We start from the raw sequence: 15,504 nt of genomic DNA, 5'->3' as shown, positions 1-15,504 counted from the left end.
GAAAATGTCCGGTAACCGCCTTCTGTTGGGCTATTCGGACGGGTCATACAAAAGAATAAGGCTCCAAAAAGGAGCCTTATGAAAGGAATTACGTGGTAATTAGCTGGCAGGCTGCTGTAGCGTGAGTAACAGCCCTTCGCGCCGCATTTGGGCCGCTTCATCCGGCAGATGCAACCGATCTAGCGCATCTGCACGCCAGGCATAATCGTAAGCGTCCGGCCGTAATTCCAATGCGGTGCGGAAAGCATCGCTGGCCTGCTGCCACTCGCCGTGTTTCATCAGCAACTGACCTAACGTACTACTCAACAGCGCAGTAGCGCCTTGCTGCTTGATGTACTGATGCAGCACTTTTTCCAGCTGTTCTGGGTTTCCGGCTTTGAGGCGTGGCATGAGCAGGATCAAACGTTCGTCATACTGGCGTTTGAGTCCATCGAGAATGATCTTCTGAGCGGTATCATGATCGTCACACTCGATCAAATGCTCAACCATCGCGACCTGGAGCGGGATTTCATGGCGTACTTTGCGGCTCTGATTATTCCACCATGATTTCAACCCTTCGCTGCCACCATCTGCCATCGCCTGATTCATCAGGCCGATATAGGCCTGCTGCTGTAGATCCAACAAACGTTCTTCAGGGTACAGATTGATCTTGCGCATCGCAGGCAGAATATCCAGCAGCGCGCTGTAGGCGTGAGTACGCAGGAAAGCCTGCTCCGCTAAACGCAGTACCTCAGGATGGCGGGGCGCAACCTCCAGCAGTTTGTCCACGCCGTGACGTGCAGCATGATCTTCATTACGCGCTAGCTGAATACGCACGCGTGTAATATCTACCGGAAGCTGATCGGTATCTGCAACCTCGGCGGCACGCTCCAGATATTGCTTGGTGCGGAAGTCGTCGCCGCGCTGCTGAGCGGCTTCGGCTGCCAGCAGGTAGTTAACCACAGGCTGCTCGGCATGATCGGCATTGCGCGTCAGTAGCTTCTCTACCTGTAAATAATCGCCCTCGGCCAGCTTGAGCAGCGCGGCTTTGGTCTGTTTTCTGGCGCGTGTGCGTTTGCGGCCGAGGAACCAGCCACGCGTGCGGGATCCGGTACGAAAGATCCGGCGGAGCACCAATTCCACCGCCAAAAAGGCGAGAAAGAACAGTACCAGCATAATGACCAGACCGGTCACGCTGGTTTGAATGTCGTAGTTATCCGTTTGGATCAGGACGTAACCTTGGTGACCCGCGACGATCGGGCCGATCACGATGCCGGCGATCAGGATCAGGAACAGCAATAAGACTTTTAGCATGCTCATTCCCCTTGCTGTGTGGCTGGCGCCTGAGCCAGTAGGTTACGAACGCGCGTTTGCATCAGTTTTTCCAACAGTGCCTGACTTTGTAGCTCCGTTGGGACATCCAGTGAAACTGACTGCTGGCTTAAGGCATCGAGCTGATCCAAAAAGGCCTGCGTCGTGGGGTCGGTGGTATCGAAGTAGGCGCGAACCCAGGTTGCTGCCGTTTCCAGCGACTGTTTGTACACTTCATTCTGGTGGCGAGGAATGGCCTGTGCGGCAACCAGCAGACGTGAGCGGATATTCTCGCGCAGATACACATCCTGATTCGGTGCCAGCAGCGGTTCGGCAGCGCTGTCGCGGCGGCGAATGGTGATAAAATCAGCCAGGAAATTGTGCCAGCTCTTGCTTAGATTTTGTCGCCACTCGCTCAAGGAAGCGGACAGCTCTGTGCTGTTGGCGTCCATCGGTGCTTCATCAGTATTGTTGTCGGCGAGCTGTAAGTTATCCAGCTGATCGGTGAGCTGATTTACTTTCAGAATGATGCCGTCAAAATCGACCTGACTCACGCCTGCCAGTGCACCGATATCGTTGGTCAGTGCGCGGCGGATTTCTATTAGGCTGGGATCGTTCATTTCCGCCAGGCTAGCGTCCGCGCTTTTCAGCAATGCGCCTGCGGTGGTGACGTCTTTGTCACTCCACAACTTGCGTCCTGCCAGTTTCACCAGAAAATCTGCCTGAGCGATCAGCCAGGTATTGGTGTCATGGCTGGAAAGCGCCGCCAGCTTATCGCGCAGCTCGTCCGACTGACGCGTTAGCGCCTCAAGACGCTGTGCGGCAGTCTCCTGCGCTTTGCTTTGCTGCTGTTGAGCGTCCAGCCACTGCTGCTGCTCTTGCTTATGCTGCTGCTGCAATGTGTTTAACTGCGCTTCCAGACGTTGCAGCGCAGCGGTTTCTTTCTGCGCCTGCTGGTGGCCGTGGTAATACAAGCCCGCGCCTATTGCCAGCGCAATCACAATCGCGATCGCCCCGAGCACGGCACCGCTACGTTTGGGCTGCGGTGCAGGATCCTGCTGCTGATGCGCGGGTTCAACCCGTTCAGCAACCTCGTCGGATGGAGCTGTGGGGGTATTGTGTTCCGTCATAATGGTACATCCCATGATCAGGTTTATTGTAGTGCGCGCACGAGCGCATCGTTATCGGCGTTATCGGCCACTCGGATATCACGCCAGCCAAGCTGACGAGCCTGTTCTGCCAGCCGTTCGCTGACGACGATCAGCTGGCAGCCGAGTAACCAGGAAGCCCGATAGTAATCAGGTACTAAAGTATAGATCCGTTGTAGCATTTCTCCGCTGGTAATCACCAGTTTGTCGATGCCTATTTGTTGCCAGTGGCGGCTTTGCTCTAGCCCGTCATAGTGAACGTCTCTGCGCTGATAACATTCACAGTAGGTCACCTGTGCGCCGCGTTCGGTTAGCGTTTCTCCCAGCAGTTCCCTGCCGCCGTTGCCGCGCAGCAATAGCGCGCGTTTACCGGAAACATCTTGCAGGTCAGGAAGTTGCAGGAGCGTTTCGCTGGTTTCGCGCTCAGGCGGATAGGTTACCGGGTGTGCGCTGATTTTATGCAGCGCCAGCGCGGTGGTACGGCCGATGGCGTAATAAGCGAGATGGGCAGGCCAACTGATGCCTGTGCGTGCCAGCATCGGATCGGCGTAATGAATGGCGTGTTGTGAGAGCGCAAACACCAAATCGTCGGCGCTCAGTGCCTGTAATAGTGAAGGCAGGCTGGCGAGTTCTCGTCCGGGTGAAAACTCGATCAGCGGGCTGTGCCAGGCGTTATAGCCGAGCTTTCTTAAACGGGTCACCAGTTGTTCGCCAGTTGGTGACGGACGGGTAACCAGAATAGTCATGATGAGCTTGACCCTTGATAAACGGCTTGAAGGATGGCGCTGGCTCCTTTTGCTAACAGCTCTTCAGCCAGTGCAATGCCGATTTGTTCGGCATCGGAGACGCTTCCTTTACGTTCACCGACGATCATTTGGCTACCGTCCGGCGCGCCAACCAGCGCACGTAGCCACAGCGTGTCGCCTTCCAGTTCAGCATAGCTGCCAATCGGCACCTGACAGCCGCCTTCAAGGCGTACATTCATGGCGCGTTCAGCCCATACGCGAGCCGCGGTATCGGCGTGATTGAGCGGGGCGAGGAGTTGGCGGACATGTTCGTCATCCAAACGGCATTCGATGCCGATAGCGCCTTGTCCGACGGCAGGCAGAGACTCTTCAGGGCTTAATGCACAGCGGATGCGTTCTTCAAGGCCGAGGCGTTTCAGGCCGGCGACAGCAAGAATAATGGCGTCATAGTCGCCGTTATCCAGTTTTGACAGGCGTGTACCGACATTGCCGCGCAAATCACGGATCACCAGATCGGGACGTCGGGCGCGTAGCTGGCATTGGCGGCGCAGACTGGAGGTGCCGACACAGCTGCCTTCTGGTAATTGATCGAGGCTGTCGTAATGATTGGAAACAAAAGCGTCGCGCGGGTCGTCGCGTTCGCAAATGGTGGTCAGGCCGAGGCCGTCTGGGAATTCGACGGGCACATCTTTCATGGAGTGGACGGCGATATCAGCGCGCCCTTCAAGCAGCGCCAATTCCAGTTCTTTAACAAACAATCCTTTACCGCCGACCTTTGCCAGTGGCGTATCCAGGATGATGTCGCCGCGGGTTACCATCGGTACCAGCTCCACGTGTAAATCCGGGTAGAGGTGGTTCAGACACTGCTGAACATATCGTGCTTGCCATAGGGCTAGCGGGCTTTGTCGGGTGGCAATTCTAATAATATTGGCTAACATGCTTGATACCGTTTTTATCATTTTCCGCCATCGTATCATTGATGGTGCGTTGGTGTCAGGTTGTGGGCATTAGCGGCGCGCCTTTTAAAACGGTCTGAAATTCGGGTGCCGCAAGTCGAGTAAAGAAGCCGTGCTGATGCAGTCGGGTAGGTAAATTCGTAATAAAGCAAGATAGGTAAGTCTAACTTTCTTTACTTTCTTTACGCCCAATCAGCAAGGTGTTAAATTGATCACGTTTCCAGCAATAATTCGCTAAACATTCTTCTAATTTCATCATGCGGATTTGGAACACGGGGTTTTTCTAGGCACTGGGATAAATCAGGCGAAACGTCTTGTACTTCTACATCGAGACTTTGAAGCAAAGACTGGATGCGATCAACCAACTGCGTGTTGACCGTGCTCTGGGAGCAATGAAACCCGCTTTTCAGCAGGTTTACAGTCTTCTGCCCATTTTATTACATCATCATCACCCGTTGATGCCAGGCTACCTTGAAGGCAAGGTGCCTCACGGTATCTGCACTCACACGCCTGATGAAAAGCAGCAACAGTACCTTGATGGCATCGCGTTGCGCTGGGGGCCGTTTGACTGTTCTCATCCGCAGGGTGAACTGCCGATCACGGGCATCTATTCCATGGGAAGCACCTCGTCTATCGGGCAGAGCTGTAGCTCCGATCTCGATATCTGGGTGTGCCACCAATCCTGGCTGGATAGCGAAGAACGCCAACTCCTACAGAAGAAATGTACGCTGCTTGAGCAGTGGGCTGCGGCGCAGGGCGCTGAGGTCAGCTTCTTCCTGATGGATGAAAGCCGTTTCCGCCACAATGAAAGCGGTAGTCTTAGCGGTGAAGACTGCGGCACCATGCAGCACATTCTATTACTCGATGAATTCTACCGTACCGCCGTGCGTATGGCGGGTAAACGTATTCTGTGGAATATGGTGCCGGTCGAGGAAGAATCTCACTACGACGAATATGTGCTGTCGCTGTACTCGCAGGGCGCGCTGGCACCGAACGAGTGGATGGATTTAGGCGGCTTGAGCACGCTGTCGGCGGAAGAGTATTTCGGCGCGAGTCTCTGGCAGCTCTATAAAAGTATCGATTCCCCGTATAAAGCCGTACTGAAGACGCTGCTGTTGGAAGCCTATTCCTGGGAATACCCGGATACCAGCCTGCTGTCGAAAGAAATTAAAAAACGTCTGCATGACGGTGAGATCGTCTCTTTCGGTCTTGATCCTTACTGCATGATGCTGGATCGCGTGACGCACTACCTGACGGCGATCAACGATCCCACGCGTCTGGATCTGGCGCGTCGATGTTTCTACTTAAAAGTCTGTGAAAAGCTCTCCAGAGAAAAAGCCTGCGTCGGCTGGCGTCGCCAGATTCTGAGCCAACTGGTGCAAGAATGGGGCTGGAGCGACGAGCATCTGGCTATGCTGGATAACCGCGCTAACTGGAAAATCGAACAGGTACGCGAAGCACATAATGAGCTGTTGGATGCGATGATGCAGACCTATCGCAACCTGATTCGCTTCGCCCGCCGTAATAATCTGAGCGTCAGCGCCAGCCCGCAGGATATCGGTGTGTTGACCCGTAAACTGTACGCTGCGTTTGAAGCGCTGCCGGGTAAAGTTACCCTGCTGAACCCACAAATTTCGCCCGACTTATCGGAGCCGAATTTAACCTTTATTTATGTTCCTGCGGGGCGCGCGAACCGTTCTGGCTGGTACCTGTACAATCAGGCACCGTCGATGGATGCGATCGTCAGCCATCAGCCGCTGGAATATAACCGCTATCTGAACAAACTGGTGGCGTGGGCATATTTTAACGGCCTGTTGACGCCGAGCACGCGCCTGCACATTAAAGGCAACGAGCTGTGTAACATCACGCGCCTGCAAGCGCTGGTGGACGACGTAGCCAGCCACTTCCCGCTGCGTCTGCCTGCCCCTACGCCGAAGGCGCTGTACAGCCCGTGTGAAATTCGTCATTTGGCGATTATCGTCAATCTGGAACACGATCCGACGGCGGCCTTCCGCAATCAGGTGGTGCATTTCGATTTCCGTCATCTGGATGTCTTTAGCTTCGGCCAGCAGCAGCAGTGTCTGGTCGGCAGTATCGACCTGCTGTATCGCAACTCGTGGAACGAAGTGCGTACGCTGCATTTCAGCGGCGAACAGGCGGTGTTGGAAGCGCTGAAAACCATTCTGGGCAAAATGCATCAGGATGCGGCGCTGCCGGAATCGCTGGAAGTCTTCTGCTACAGCCAGCACCTGCGCGGGCTGATTCGTACCCGTGTGCAGCAACTGGTGTCCGAATGCATTGAGCTGCGCTTGACCAGTACGCGTCAGCAGGAGCCAGGGCGCTTCAAAGCGGTGAAAGTGGCAGGGCAAACCTGGGGTTTGTTCTTCGAGCGGCTGAGTGTATCGGTGCAGAAGCTGGAAAATGCGGTCGAGTTTTATGGCGCGATTTCCAACAACAAACTGCAAGGCCAGCCGGTTCAGGTTGAAACCAACCACGTGCATTTACCGCCAGTGGTCGATGGCGTCGCCAGCGAAGGGATCATCCAGTTCTTCTTTGAAGATCTGACAGAAAATCAGGGCTTTAATATCTATATTCTGGATGAGTCGAATCGCGTTGAGGTGTATCACCATTGTGAAGGCAGTAAAGAAGAGCTGGTGCGTGATGTCAGCCGCTTCTATTCGTCTTCGCACGATCGCTTTACCTACGGTTCCAGCTTTATCAATTTCAACCTGCCGCAGTTCTACCAAATCGTACAGCTGGACGGCCGCACGCAGGTGATCCCGTTCCGCAGCAGCGCACTTTCTCATCTGTGCATTACGCCTGTGGTGGATGATGAGGTGATGACGATGAAGCAGCGGTTACAGATTCTATAACCCTCTGACACTCGGCTTTCAGCGTATTCAGAAAGGGATGTATTGATGGACTCGTTGCAACGCCGAAACCTGATACTGCTGGCGCTCGGACAAGGGCTGACCGGCAGTATTATTTCCCTGATGACGCTGTGCTCTACGCTGGTTGGCGTATCGATGACGCCCGTTCCGCTGTTGACCACGCTACCGATTACCGCGACGGTGTGCGGTGCGGCGCTGATGATCTATACCGTTTCGTCGCTGATGACAAAATATGGCAGGCGCAATGCGTTCATCATCGGCACGCTGATCGGGCTAGTGGGCGCGCTTTTGGCGGCGCTGGCGATTGCGCTACACAGCTTCTCCCTCTTTGTATTTTCGACATTTTTTCTGGGGATGTCCTGCGCCTTCAATCAGTATTATCGCTTCGCCGCGGCTGAGATATTTACCGATAATCAGCAGAAAAATCGTGCCATTTCGTGGGTGATCAGCGGCGGTATCCTGGGCGGTTTTCTCGGCCCGTTCGCGGCGAGCCAGTCTTCTCAGCTCTGGGCGTCGTACCCGTTTCTCGGCAGCTTTATCGCAGCGGGCTGCATCTGTGTTGTCACGTCTCTGCTGTTGCTTGGCCTGAAACTTCCCCTGATGCCTATTGTGACGCCCAGCGCTCAGCGTAGTGAACCGCTGGGATCGATCCTGAAAAGCCGAGCGTTTGTGTTGGGAACGGCAAGCTGTTCCGTCGGATTTGTCGTGATGACGCTATTGATGAACTCCGTGCCGCTGGCAATGCACCAACACCACTTTTCCGTCAGCCACAGCGCGACGGTGTTGCAATGGCATTTTGTGGCCATGTATGCGCCTGCGCTGCTGTTAGTGCTGCTGGCGAAACGACTGACGCCGATTCAGGTCGTGGTGATTGGCATGGTGTGTAACGTCGTCGGGGTGGCGGTGGCGCTGAGCGGTTTGACGTTCTGGCACTTCCTGTTTGCGCTGATGCTGTTCGGTATCGGGTGGGCGTTTATGTTCAACGGCGGGACATTCATGCTGAACGCGTTTACCCATTCAGTGCATAAATCGCGTTTGCAGGGGATTAACTCGCTGGTGATTTACGTGCCTAACGCGCTGGCTTCGCTGTCTGCTGGCAGCCTGATGGCGCTGACCAGCGGCTGGCCGATGGTCAATATGGTAGGTATCGGCATGCTGTTGTTGCTGGTTCTGGGATTGATAATTCTGGGACGGCGCTGATGTGTGGCGCGCCGCGTGGCCGTTGAAAAGGCCGTTACCCGAAGTGAACGGTTTCCCCGGCCTGATCCGAGCAGGCTGCTGACAGCAGCGCGATAAAATCTTCACCGCTGCGAGCGCATACCCAGCGTTCCGCCTGAAGATTAAAATGGTAACCGCCTGCTTTGGTCGCCAGCCAGATTTGGTGCAGCGGCTCCTGCCGATTAATCACGATTTTGCTGCCATTTTCAAAACTCAGCGTCATCACGCCGCCGTTGGTTTCGTAATCGATGTCGGCATCACCTTCAAACCGATCCAGCGTTTCTTCCAACTGAAGCATGAGTTCGTCGGCTAATTGGTGGAACTCGCTATCGTTCATTTTCGATTCCTATTGATTTTCATGATCCACCTGCGATTATAGAGAGCATACGAGTATTAATGACAGGTCTTAACGTGATGAAAAACGTGTTTCGCCAGTTTTTTCTGGTGTTATCAGTAGTGAGTTTATTCGGTTGTGGTCTGAAAGGGCCGCTTTATATGCCTACCGATGGTAAATCCGGTGCGTCAACGACTCAGCAAAATGAGAACCAGCCGCCGCAAAAGAAAACGTCAATGCGTCCTTAATGCGTGACGACAGTAATCAATAACAGGTCACGCGCCCGGTTAAGCAAGCGGGGGAGTCAGGATAATGCAGTTCGCTAAGATGCACGGGTTAGGCAACGATTTCATGGTTGTTGATGCCGTTACGCAAAACGTTTATTTTTCACCCGAATTGATTCGCCGTTTGGCGGATCGACACTGTGGTGTAGGGTTTGACCAACTGCTGGTCGTCGAGCCGCCCTACGATCCTGAACTGGATTTTCATTACCGCATTTTTAACGCGGATGGCAGCGAAGTGGCGCAGTGCGGCAATGGCGCGCGCTGCTTTGCTCGCTTTGTTCGCCTGAAAGGGCTGACCAACAAGCGTGATATTGCCGTCAGTACGCAGACAGGCCGGATGGTGCTGTCGGTGACCGATGACGAACTGGTGCGCGTCAACATGGGCGAACCGAATTTCGAGCCGCAACAGGTGCCTTTCCGCGCGGTCAAAGCGGAGAAAACCTACATCATGCGTGCCGACGAGCACACGGTGCTGTGTGGCGTGGTGTCGATGGGCAACCCGCACTGTGTGATTCAGGTTGAGGATGTGGACACGGCGAAGGTGGAAACGCTGGGGCCGCTGCTGGAAAGCCACGAGCGTTTTCCCGAGCGAGCCAACATCGGTTTTATGCAAATTGTTGATAGCCACACTGTCCGTCTGCGGGTGTACGAACGCGGTGCGGGAGAAACACAGGCGTGCGGTAGCGGCGCGTGTGCTGCTGTGGCGGTAGGGATCCAGCAGGGATTATTGTCCGCGAACGTTCGCGTATCTCTGCCGGGCGGGGAGTTGGATATCCAGTGGGATGGGCCAGGACATCCGTTATTCATGACCGGGCCTGCAACGCATGTCTACGATGGATTTATTCATTTATGAAGAATGTCGAGGAACAGGCAGAGCGCGAGATCGCACTCAGTGACGAGATGGTTTTGCAGTTCCTGCAACAGAATCCTGATTTTTTTATCCGCAATGCGCGTCCCGTCGAGCAGATGCGCATTCCTCACCCCGTCAGGGGAACCGTGTCGCTGGTAGAATGGCAGCTGGCACGTCAGCGTAACCACATTACTCAGCTTGAGGAAGAGATCACGCTGTTGATGGAGCAGGCGGGGGCGAACGAAGTGCTGTTCAATCGCCTGCTTGGGTTACAAACTGAATTGGCGTCGGCGGACAGCCTGACGGACATGTTGGAACGCTTGCAGCGCTGGGCGCGTCAGCTTGGTCTGGCGGGGGCAACGGTTCGTCTGTTTAGCGATAAATGGCGCCTTGGTGCGCCTTCTGGTTTTACCCACCTTGGGCTAAACCGCTCCACCTTTGAGCCGCTGCGCATTCAGCGCTTCGGACAAAGTAACCACTATCTTGGCAGTCTGAACGGGCCGGAGCTGCTGCTCCTGCTGCCACAGGCCAGACAGGTTGGGTCGGTCGCACTGTCGCTGATGGGAAATCATCACGATTTGGGCGTGCTGATTTTCAGCAGCCGCGACAGCCACCATTATCAGGATGGCATGGGGACCGTGCTGCTTCAGCAAATGGCCATGATGCTGCCAGCGATGCTGGCGCGCTGGGTTGAACGGGTATGAGTCAACAGCCCGCGCCATCGGAAACGCCTTCCTCTTCGCCGTTACAAACCGATGTTGATGCGTTCCTGCGCTACCTAAAAGTAGAACGTCAGCTAAGCCCGCTGACGCAGACCAGCTATTTACGCCAACTGTCAGCGGTTATCACGATACTCTCCGCAGCAGGTGTGGCTGACTGGCGCAAGCTGGATGCTTCTGGCGTGCGTTCCGTGGTGTCCCGCAGTAAGCGCGATGGGCTACATTCCAGCAGTCTGGCACTACGTTTATCGGCACTGCGCAGCTTTCTCGACTGGATGGTGTCACGCGGCGTGCTGGCGGCGAACCCTGCTAAAGGGGTATCCACGCCGCGAGCCGGACGGCCATTACCGAAGAATATGGACGTAGATGAGGTGAACCGGCTGCTGGAGATCGATTTGGACGATCCCCTTGCGGTGCGCGACCGCACGATGCTGGAAGTGATGTACGGCGCGGGGCTGCGTCTGGCGGAGCTGGTTGGTATGGATTATCAGCATATTGATTTGGCCAGCGGTGAAGTCTGGGTCATGGGGAAAGGCAGTAAAGAGCGCAAGTTGCCGATAGGAAAAACGGCAGTAACCTGGCTGGAACGCTGGCTGGCACTGCGTGAGTTGTTTGGCCCGCAGGATGATGCCGTGTTTATCTCCAATCAGGGGCGGCGCATTTCGATGCGTAACGTGCAGAAGCGTTTTGCCGAATGGGGAGTTAAGCAGGGCGTTAATAGCCATGTTCATCCGCATAAACTGCGTCACTCCTTTGCGACGCACATGCTGGAATCCAGCGGTGATTTACGGGCGGTACAAGAGCTGCTTGGTCACGCTAACCTGACCACAACGCAGATTTATACCCATCTTGATTTTCAACATTTAGCCTCCGTGTACGATGCCGCGCATCCACGCGCCAAACGAGGGAAACCCTGATGCATTTTTACCGACCTCTTGGCCCGATCCGGGCAATCACGTTCGATCTGGATGACACGCTGTACGATAACGCGGACGTCATTCGGCGCACGGGGCAAGAGTCAATCCACTTTCTGCAACAGTATCATCCGGCGCTTCGTGATTTTCAGGCCGATGATTTTCAGAACTTACGCCAGACCTTGCTTGAGCGAGAACCGGACATCTATCACGACGTGACTGAATGGCGTCGCCGTGCGGCTGAACTGGCGATGTTAGAGCGCGGCCTGAGTGCGGCAGAGGCTAAGGATGGCGCAACAGCGGCAATGGAAAACTTTGCCCACTGGCGCAGCCAGATTACGATTACCGAAGAGACGCACCAGACGTTAGCGGCGTTAGCGGAGAAAGTGCCGCTGGCCGCCATCACCAACGGTAACGCGGAGCCGCACCGCTTTGGCCTCGATCGCTATTTTTCTTTCATCCTGCGCGCTGGCCCGCACGGTCGTGCCAAGCCGTTTGATGACATGTACCATCTGGCGGCGCAAAAACTCAACCTGCCTGTGCATGAAATCCTGCATGTCGGTGACGATCTCACGACCGATGTGGCGGGGTCGATCCGCTGCGGTATGCAGGCCTGCTGGATTAACCTGCGTGAAGGCAGCCTGACGCAGATTGGTGACGCCCGACTGCTGCCGCATATTGAAATTTCGCGGTTGGCATCGCTGTCGGCATTGCTATAATCACAGCATTAATCTGTATAAATCACCAGTGGAAATGCCTTGCTTATGCGGCGTTTCCCGCCACCGGATAACCCGTACCTATGGACGTTTCTGAACTGCTCGATGGCCTCAACGACAAACAGCGTGACGCGGTAGCCGCGCCGCGCAGCAATTTATTGGTGCTGGCGGGGGCAGGCAGCGGCAAAACGCGGGTACTGGTTCATCGTATTGCCTGGCTTTTGTCCGTCGAAAACTGTTCGCCGTACTCCATCATGGCAGTGACGTTTACCAACAAAGCGGCGGCGGAGATGCGCCACCGTATCGATCACCTGATCGGCACCAGCCAGGGCGGCATGTGGATCGGCACCTTCCACGGGTTGGCGCATCGCCTGCTGCGTGCACACCATATGGATGCCAATCTGCCGCAGGATTTCCAGATTCTGGACAGCGAAGATCAACTGCGTCTGCTGAAACGTCTGATTCGTGCGCTCAATCTGGATGAGAAACAATGGCCGCCGCGTCAGGCGATGTGGTTCATCAACGGGAAGAAAGATGAAGGTCTGCGCCCGCAGCACATTGAAAGCTACGGCAACCCTATCGAACAAACGTGGCAGCGCGTGTATCAGGCCTATCAGGAAGCGTGCGATCGCGCTGGGCTGGTGGATTTCGCCGAACTGCTGCTGCGCGCGCACGAACTGTGGCTGAACAAGCCGCATGTGCTGAACCACTATCGCGAACGTTTTACCAATATTCTGGTGGACGAATTTCAGGATACTAACCGCATTCAGTACGCCTGGATCCATATGCTGGCGGGCGACAGCGCCAAGGTGATGATCGTTGGGGATGACGATCAGTCGATCTACGGTTGGCGCGGGGCGCAGGTCGAAAATATTCAGCTGTTCCTGAAAGATTTTGCCGGTGCGGAAACAATCCGCTTGGAGCAGAACTATCGCTCGACCAGCAACATCCTGAAAGCGGCGAATGCGCTGATTGCCCACAACGGCGGGCGACTCGGCAAGAACCTGTGGACCGATGGCGCAGAAGGTGAACCCATTTCGCTGTATTGCGCGTTCAACGAACTGGATGAGGCACGTTACGTCGTCAACCGGATTAAAGCCTGGCAGGAAAATGGCGGGGCGCTGAGCGATAACGCCATTCTGTATCGGAGCAACGCCCAGTCGCGCGTACTGGAAGAGGCGCTGTTGCAGCAGAGTATGCCGTACCGCATCTACGGCGGAATGCGCTTCTTCGAACGGCAGGAAATTAAAGATGCGCTGTCTTATCTGCGCCTGATCTCTAATCGTAACGATGATGCGGCGTTCGAACGTGTGGTGAATACGCCGACGCGCGGCATCGGTGATCGTACTCTGGACGTGGTACGCCAGACGGCGCGCGATCGTCAGCTGACGCTGTGGCAATCCACGCGAGTGCTGTTGCAGGAGAAAGTGCTGGCTGGACGGGCGGCGGCATCGCTGCAACGCTTTATCGAACTGATCGATGCGCTGGCCTATGAAACCTCTGAGTTGCCGCTGCATATTCAAACCGACCGGGCGATTAAGGATTCCGGCTTGTGGAGTATGTACGAGCAGGAAAAAGGCGAGAAAGGGCAGGCGCGGGTAGAAAACCTGGAAGAATTGGTGACGGCAACGCGCCAGTTCAGCTATCAGGAAGAAGATCAGGATTTGATGCCGCTTCAGGCTTTCCTGTCGCATGCCGCGCTGGAAGCGGGCGAAGGTCAGGCGGACGCCAATCAGGATGCGGTTCAGCTCATGACGCTGCACTCGGCGAAAGGGCTGGAATTCCCGCAGGTGTTTATCGTCGGCATGGAAGAGGGCATGTTCCCTAGCCAGATGTCGCTGGATGAAGGCGGGCGTCTGGAAGAAGAGCGTCGTCTGGCTTATGTCGGTGTCACGCGCGCGATGGAAAAGCTGACGATCACCTACGCGGAATCCCGCCGTTTATACGGCAAAGAAGCCTATCACCGGCCTTCCCGTTTCGTCGGAGAACTGCCGGAAGAGTGTGTTGAAGAAGTGCGATTACGCGCCAGCGTCTCCCGTCCGGTTAATCATCAGCGCCTCGGCACGCCGATAACGCAAAACGACAGCGGTTACAAATTGGGGCAGCGGGTTCGCCACGCCAAGTTCGGTGAAGGTACGATCGTGAATCTGGAAGGCAGCGGCGATCACGCCCGCCTTCAGGTCGCGTTTCAAGGGCAGGGCATTAAATGGCTGGTCGCCGCTTATGCTCGGCTGGAAACGGTGTGATCGTCACGATGCGACTTGGTGTATGACGGGGTTATATAACTTATAAAAACCCTGTCTTAGTCTTTATCGTCATTTTCGACAATGCTAGGTGGCCTGCCGCGTATCCATGGATGTGTGGTATCACAATAAAAACGGAGCATGCCCATGACGCTAGACCAAATTATTGCCGAACTACAGAAGAAGAAATGGGTCGATCTCACGCACACGGTGACGGAGTCGATTCCTATTTTTAGCGCGTTTGAAGGTGTGTTACAGCGCAAGACCTTATTCAACGTCGAAGATCACGGATTTTATGCGCAGGCGGTGACGTTTGCGACGCAGACGGGGACGCATATTGATGCGCCGGGGCATTTTGTCGCGGGTAAACGCTATCTGGATCGTATTGATAATAAAGAGCTGTTGCTACCGCTGGTGGTGCTCCACAAACAAGACGCCGTCGCACACGATCCCGATTACCGCCTGTCGGTTGATGACATTCTGACGTTTGAGCTCGAGCATGGGGAAATTCCGTCAGGCAGCTTTGTCGCGTTTGCCAGCGGCTGGAGCACGCGCTGGCCCGATATTGACGCCTTCGCCAATAAAGATGAAGAAGGCAACAGCCATACGCCGGGGTGGTCGCTTGAGGCGCTGACGTTCCTGTTTGAAGAGCGCGGCATTAGCGCGGTTGGGCACGAGACGCTGGATACGGATTCCGCCGCTGATTTCCGTCGCAATAACGGGCTTATCGGCGAGTTCTTCGTGCTGAACCAAAATGCCTGGCAGGTCGAGGTACTGAATAACCTGCATCAGCTACCGTCTACCGGTGCTTATATTCATGTCAGCTACCCTAATTTCGCTGGTGCACCCGGCTTCCCCGTCCGTGCCATCGCCTATTTACCCGACAACGCCTGACAGATAAACGCAGTTCTTTTTTACTCTGAGGACTGCGTTTTTTACCACTTTCCGCGCCGAATTTATTGGATAAACCTTATCCAGTTGACCAATATTTTACAGCGTGTTTCAGCCGCGGTTTTAAAGTTGAAGTCTTTTTCATCTCAGCGTAACATGCGCGCATCATTATTCTCGGAGGACTAACGCCTTGGACACACCCAGTCGATACTGGCTCACTAACCTGTTCATTAGGTACAACTTCTAAGGCTATCTTCCTCTGCTGATACCCTTCGTGGTTGTCAGCGATGCTGTTTTTGTCGCT

The 15,504-nt window shown here is 55.0% G+C and carries 15 protein-coding genes; 10 read left to right on the top strand and 5 right to left on the bottom strand.

The features are described from left to right. Nucleotides 1-99: 99 nt before the first annotated feature. The 4 genes from hemY to hemC are packed head-to-tail and all read right to left on the bottom strand — an operon-like array spanning nucleotide 100 to nucleotide 4,122. The gene (hemY, locus tag BJJ97_RS03615; RefSeq protein WP_095993098.1) at nucleotides 100-1,293 is read right to left on the bottom strand and encodes a protoheme IX biogenesis protein HemY; all 1,194 of its coding nucleotides are present in this window, start codon (nucleotides 1,291-1,293) and stop codon (nucleotides 100-102) included. Nucleotides 1,294-1,295: 2 nt separating this feature from the next. Beyond that, nucleotides 1,296-2,420 carry a uroporphyrinogen-III C-methyltransferase gene (gene hemX, locus BJJ97_RS03610; RefSeq protein ID WP_095993097.1) on the bottom strand — a complete coding sequence of 375 codons (1,125 nt, stop codon included), beginning with the start codon at nucleotides 2,418-2,420 and terminating at the stop codon, nucleotides 1,296-1,298. A 23-nt stretch (nucleotides 2,421-2,443) separates the two neighbouring features. Further along, nucleotides 2,444-3,184 carry a uroporphyrinogen-III synthase gene (gene hemD / locus BJJ97_RS03605; protein ID WP_095993096.1) on the bottom strand — a complete coding sequence of 247 codons (741 nt, stop codon included), beginning with the start codon at nucleotides 3,182-3,184 and terminating at the stop codon, nucleotides 2,444-2,446. Continuing rightward, nucleotides 3,181-4,122, bottom strand: coding sequence for a hydroxymethylbilane synthase (gene hemC / locus BJJ97_RS03600; RefSeq protein WP_095993095.1), 942 nt, complete (start codon nucleotides 4,120-4,122; stop codon nucleotides 3,181-3,183). The genes hemD and hemC overlap by 4 nt, the downstream gene beginning before the upstream one ends. Nucleotides 4,123-4,454: 332 nt before the next feature. On the opposite strand from hemC, the gene BJJ97_RS03595 reads away from it, so the two are divergent. Together BJJ97_RS03595 and BJJ97_RS03590 are read left to right on the top strand one after the other, a co-directional pair. Further along, complete coding sequence (locus BJJ97_RS03595) at nucleotides 4,455-7,013, top strand: class I adenylate cyclase (protein ID WP_095993094.1); 2,559 nt, start codon at nucleotides 4,455-4,457, stop codon at nucleotides 7,011-7,013. A gap of 45 nt (nucleotides 7,014-7,058) precedes the next feature. Beyond that, nucleotides 7,059-8,231: an MFS transporter gene (locus BJJ97_RS03590; RefSeq protein ID WP_095993093.1), complete on the top strand. Its 1,173-nt coding sequence runs from the start codon at nucleotides 7,059-7,061 to the stop codon at nucleotides 8,229-8,231. A 34-nt stretch (nucleotides 8,232-8,265) separates the two neighbouring features. Here BJJ97_RS03590 and cyaY read toward each other — a convergent pair whose 3' ends face one another. Next, complete coding sequence (cyaY, locus tag BJJ97_RS03585; RefSeq protein ID WP_095993092.1) at nucleotides 8,266-8,586, bottom strand: iron donor protein CyaY; 321 nt, start codon at nucleotides 8,584-8,586, stop codon at nucleotides 8,266-8,268. A gap of 59 nt (nucleotides 8,587-8,645) precedes the next feature. Between cyaY and lptM the strand changes: the two genes are divergently transcribed. The 8 genes from lptM to ysgD all read left to right on the top strand — a co-directional run bounded on the left by lptM (nucleotide 8,646) and on the right by ysgD (nucleotide 15,447). Continuing rightward, the gene (gene lptM, locus BJJ97_RS03580; protein WP_039486713.1) at nucleotides 8,646-8,831 is read left to right on the top strand and encodes an LPS translocon maturation chaperone LptM; all 186 of its coding nucleotides are present in this window, start codon (nucleotides 8,646-8,648) and stop codon (nucleotides 8,829-8,831) included. A gap of 64 nt (nucleotides 8,832-8,895) precedes the next feature. Continuing rightward, the gene (gene dapF / locus BJJ97_RS03575) at nucleotides 8,896-9,720 is read left to right on the top strand and encodes a diaminopimelate epimerase (protein WP_039277685.1); all 825 of its coding nucleotides are present in this window, start codon (nucleotides 8,896-8,898) and stop codon (nucleotides 9,718-9,720) included. Further along, on the top strand, nucleotides 9,717-10,421 hold the full coding sequence (locus BJJ97_RS03570) for a DUF484 domain-containing protein (RefSeq protein ID WP_095993091.1): 705 nt from the start codon (nucleotides 9,717-9,719) through the stop codon (nucleotides 10,419-10,421). The genes dapF and BJJ97_RS03570 overlap by 4 nt, the downstream gene beginning before the upstream one ends. Beyond that, nucleotides 10,418-11,353 carry a tyrosine recombinase XerC gene (gene xerC, locus BJJ97_RS03565; protein WP_095993090.1) on the top strand — a complete coding sequence of 312 codons (936 nt, stop codon included), beginning with the start codon at nucleotides 10,418-10,420 and terminating at the stop codon, nucleotides 11,351-11,353. The genes BJJ97_RS03570 and xerC overlap by 4 nt, the downstream gene beginning before the upstream one ends. After that, a complete protein-coding gene (gene yigB / locus BJJ97_RS03560) occupies nucleotides 11,353-12,069 on the top strand; it encodes a 5-amino-6-(5-phospho-D-ribitylamino)uracil phosphatase YigB (RefSeq protein ID WP_095993089.1) in 717 nt (238 codons plus the stop codon). The genes xerC and yigB overlap by 1 nt, the downstream gene beginning before the upstream one ends. Nucleotides 12,070-12,149: 80 nt before the next feature. After that, entirely contained in the window at nucleotides 12,150-14,312 is a 2,163-nt protein-coding gene (gene uvrD, locus BJJ97_RS03555; protein ID WP_095700860.1) for a DNA helicase II, read from the top strand. Between the two features lie 144 nt (nucleotides 14,313-14,456). Continuing rightward, on the top strand, nucleotides 14,457-15,203 hold the full coding sequence (locus tag BJJ97_RS03550) for a cyclase family protein (protein WP_095993088.1): 747 nt from the start codon (nucleotides 14,457-14,459) through the stop codon (nucleotides 15,201-15,203). Nucleotides 15,204-15,390: 187 nt separating this feature from the next. After that, the gene (gene ysgD / locus BJJ97_RS22445) at nucleotides 15,391-15,447 is read left to right on the top strand and encodes a YsgD/CorL family protein (RefSeq protein WP_349814568.1); all 57 of its coding nucleotides are present in this window, start codon (nucleotides 15,391-15,393) and stop codon (nucleotides 15,445-15,447) included. The last annotated feature ends 57 nt before the right edge of the window (nucleotides 15,448-15,504 follow it).

The sequence above is a fragment of the Pectobacterium polaris genome (assembly GCF_002307355.1).
GTDB classification, from domain to species: Bacteria; Pseudomonadota; Gammaproteobacteria; order Enterobacterales; family Enterobacteriaceae; genus Pectobacterium; species Pectobacterium polare.
The sequence above is the reverse complement of the archived record's forward strand: the minus strand, read 5'-3'. Positions and strand labels throughout refer to the sequence as shown.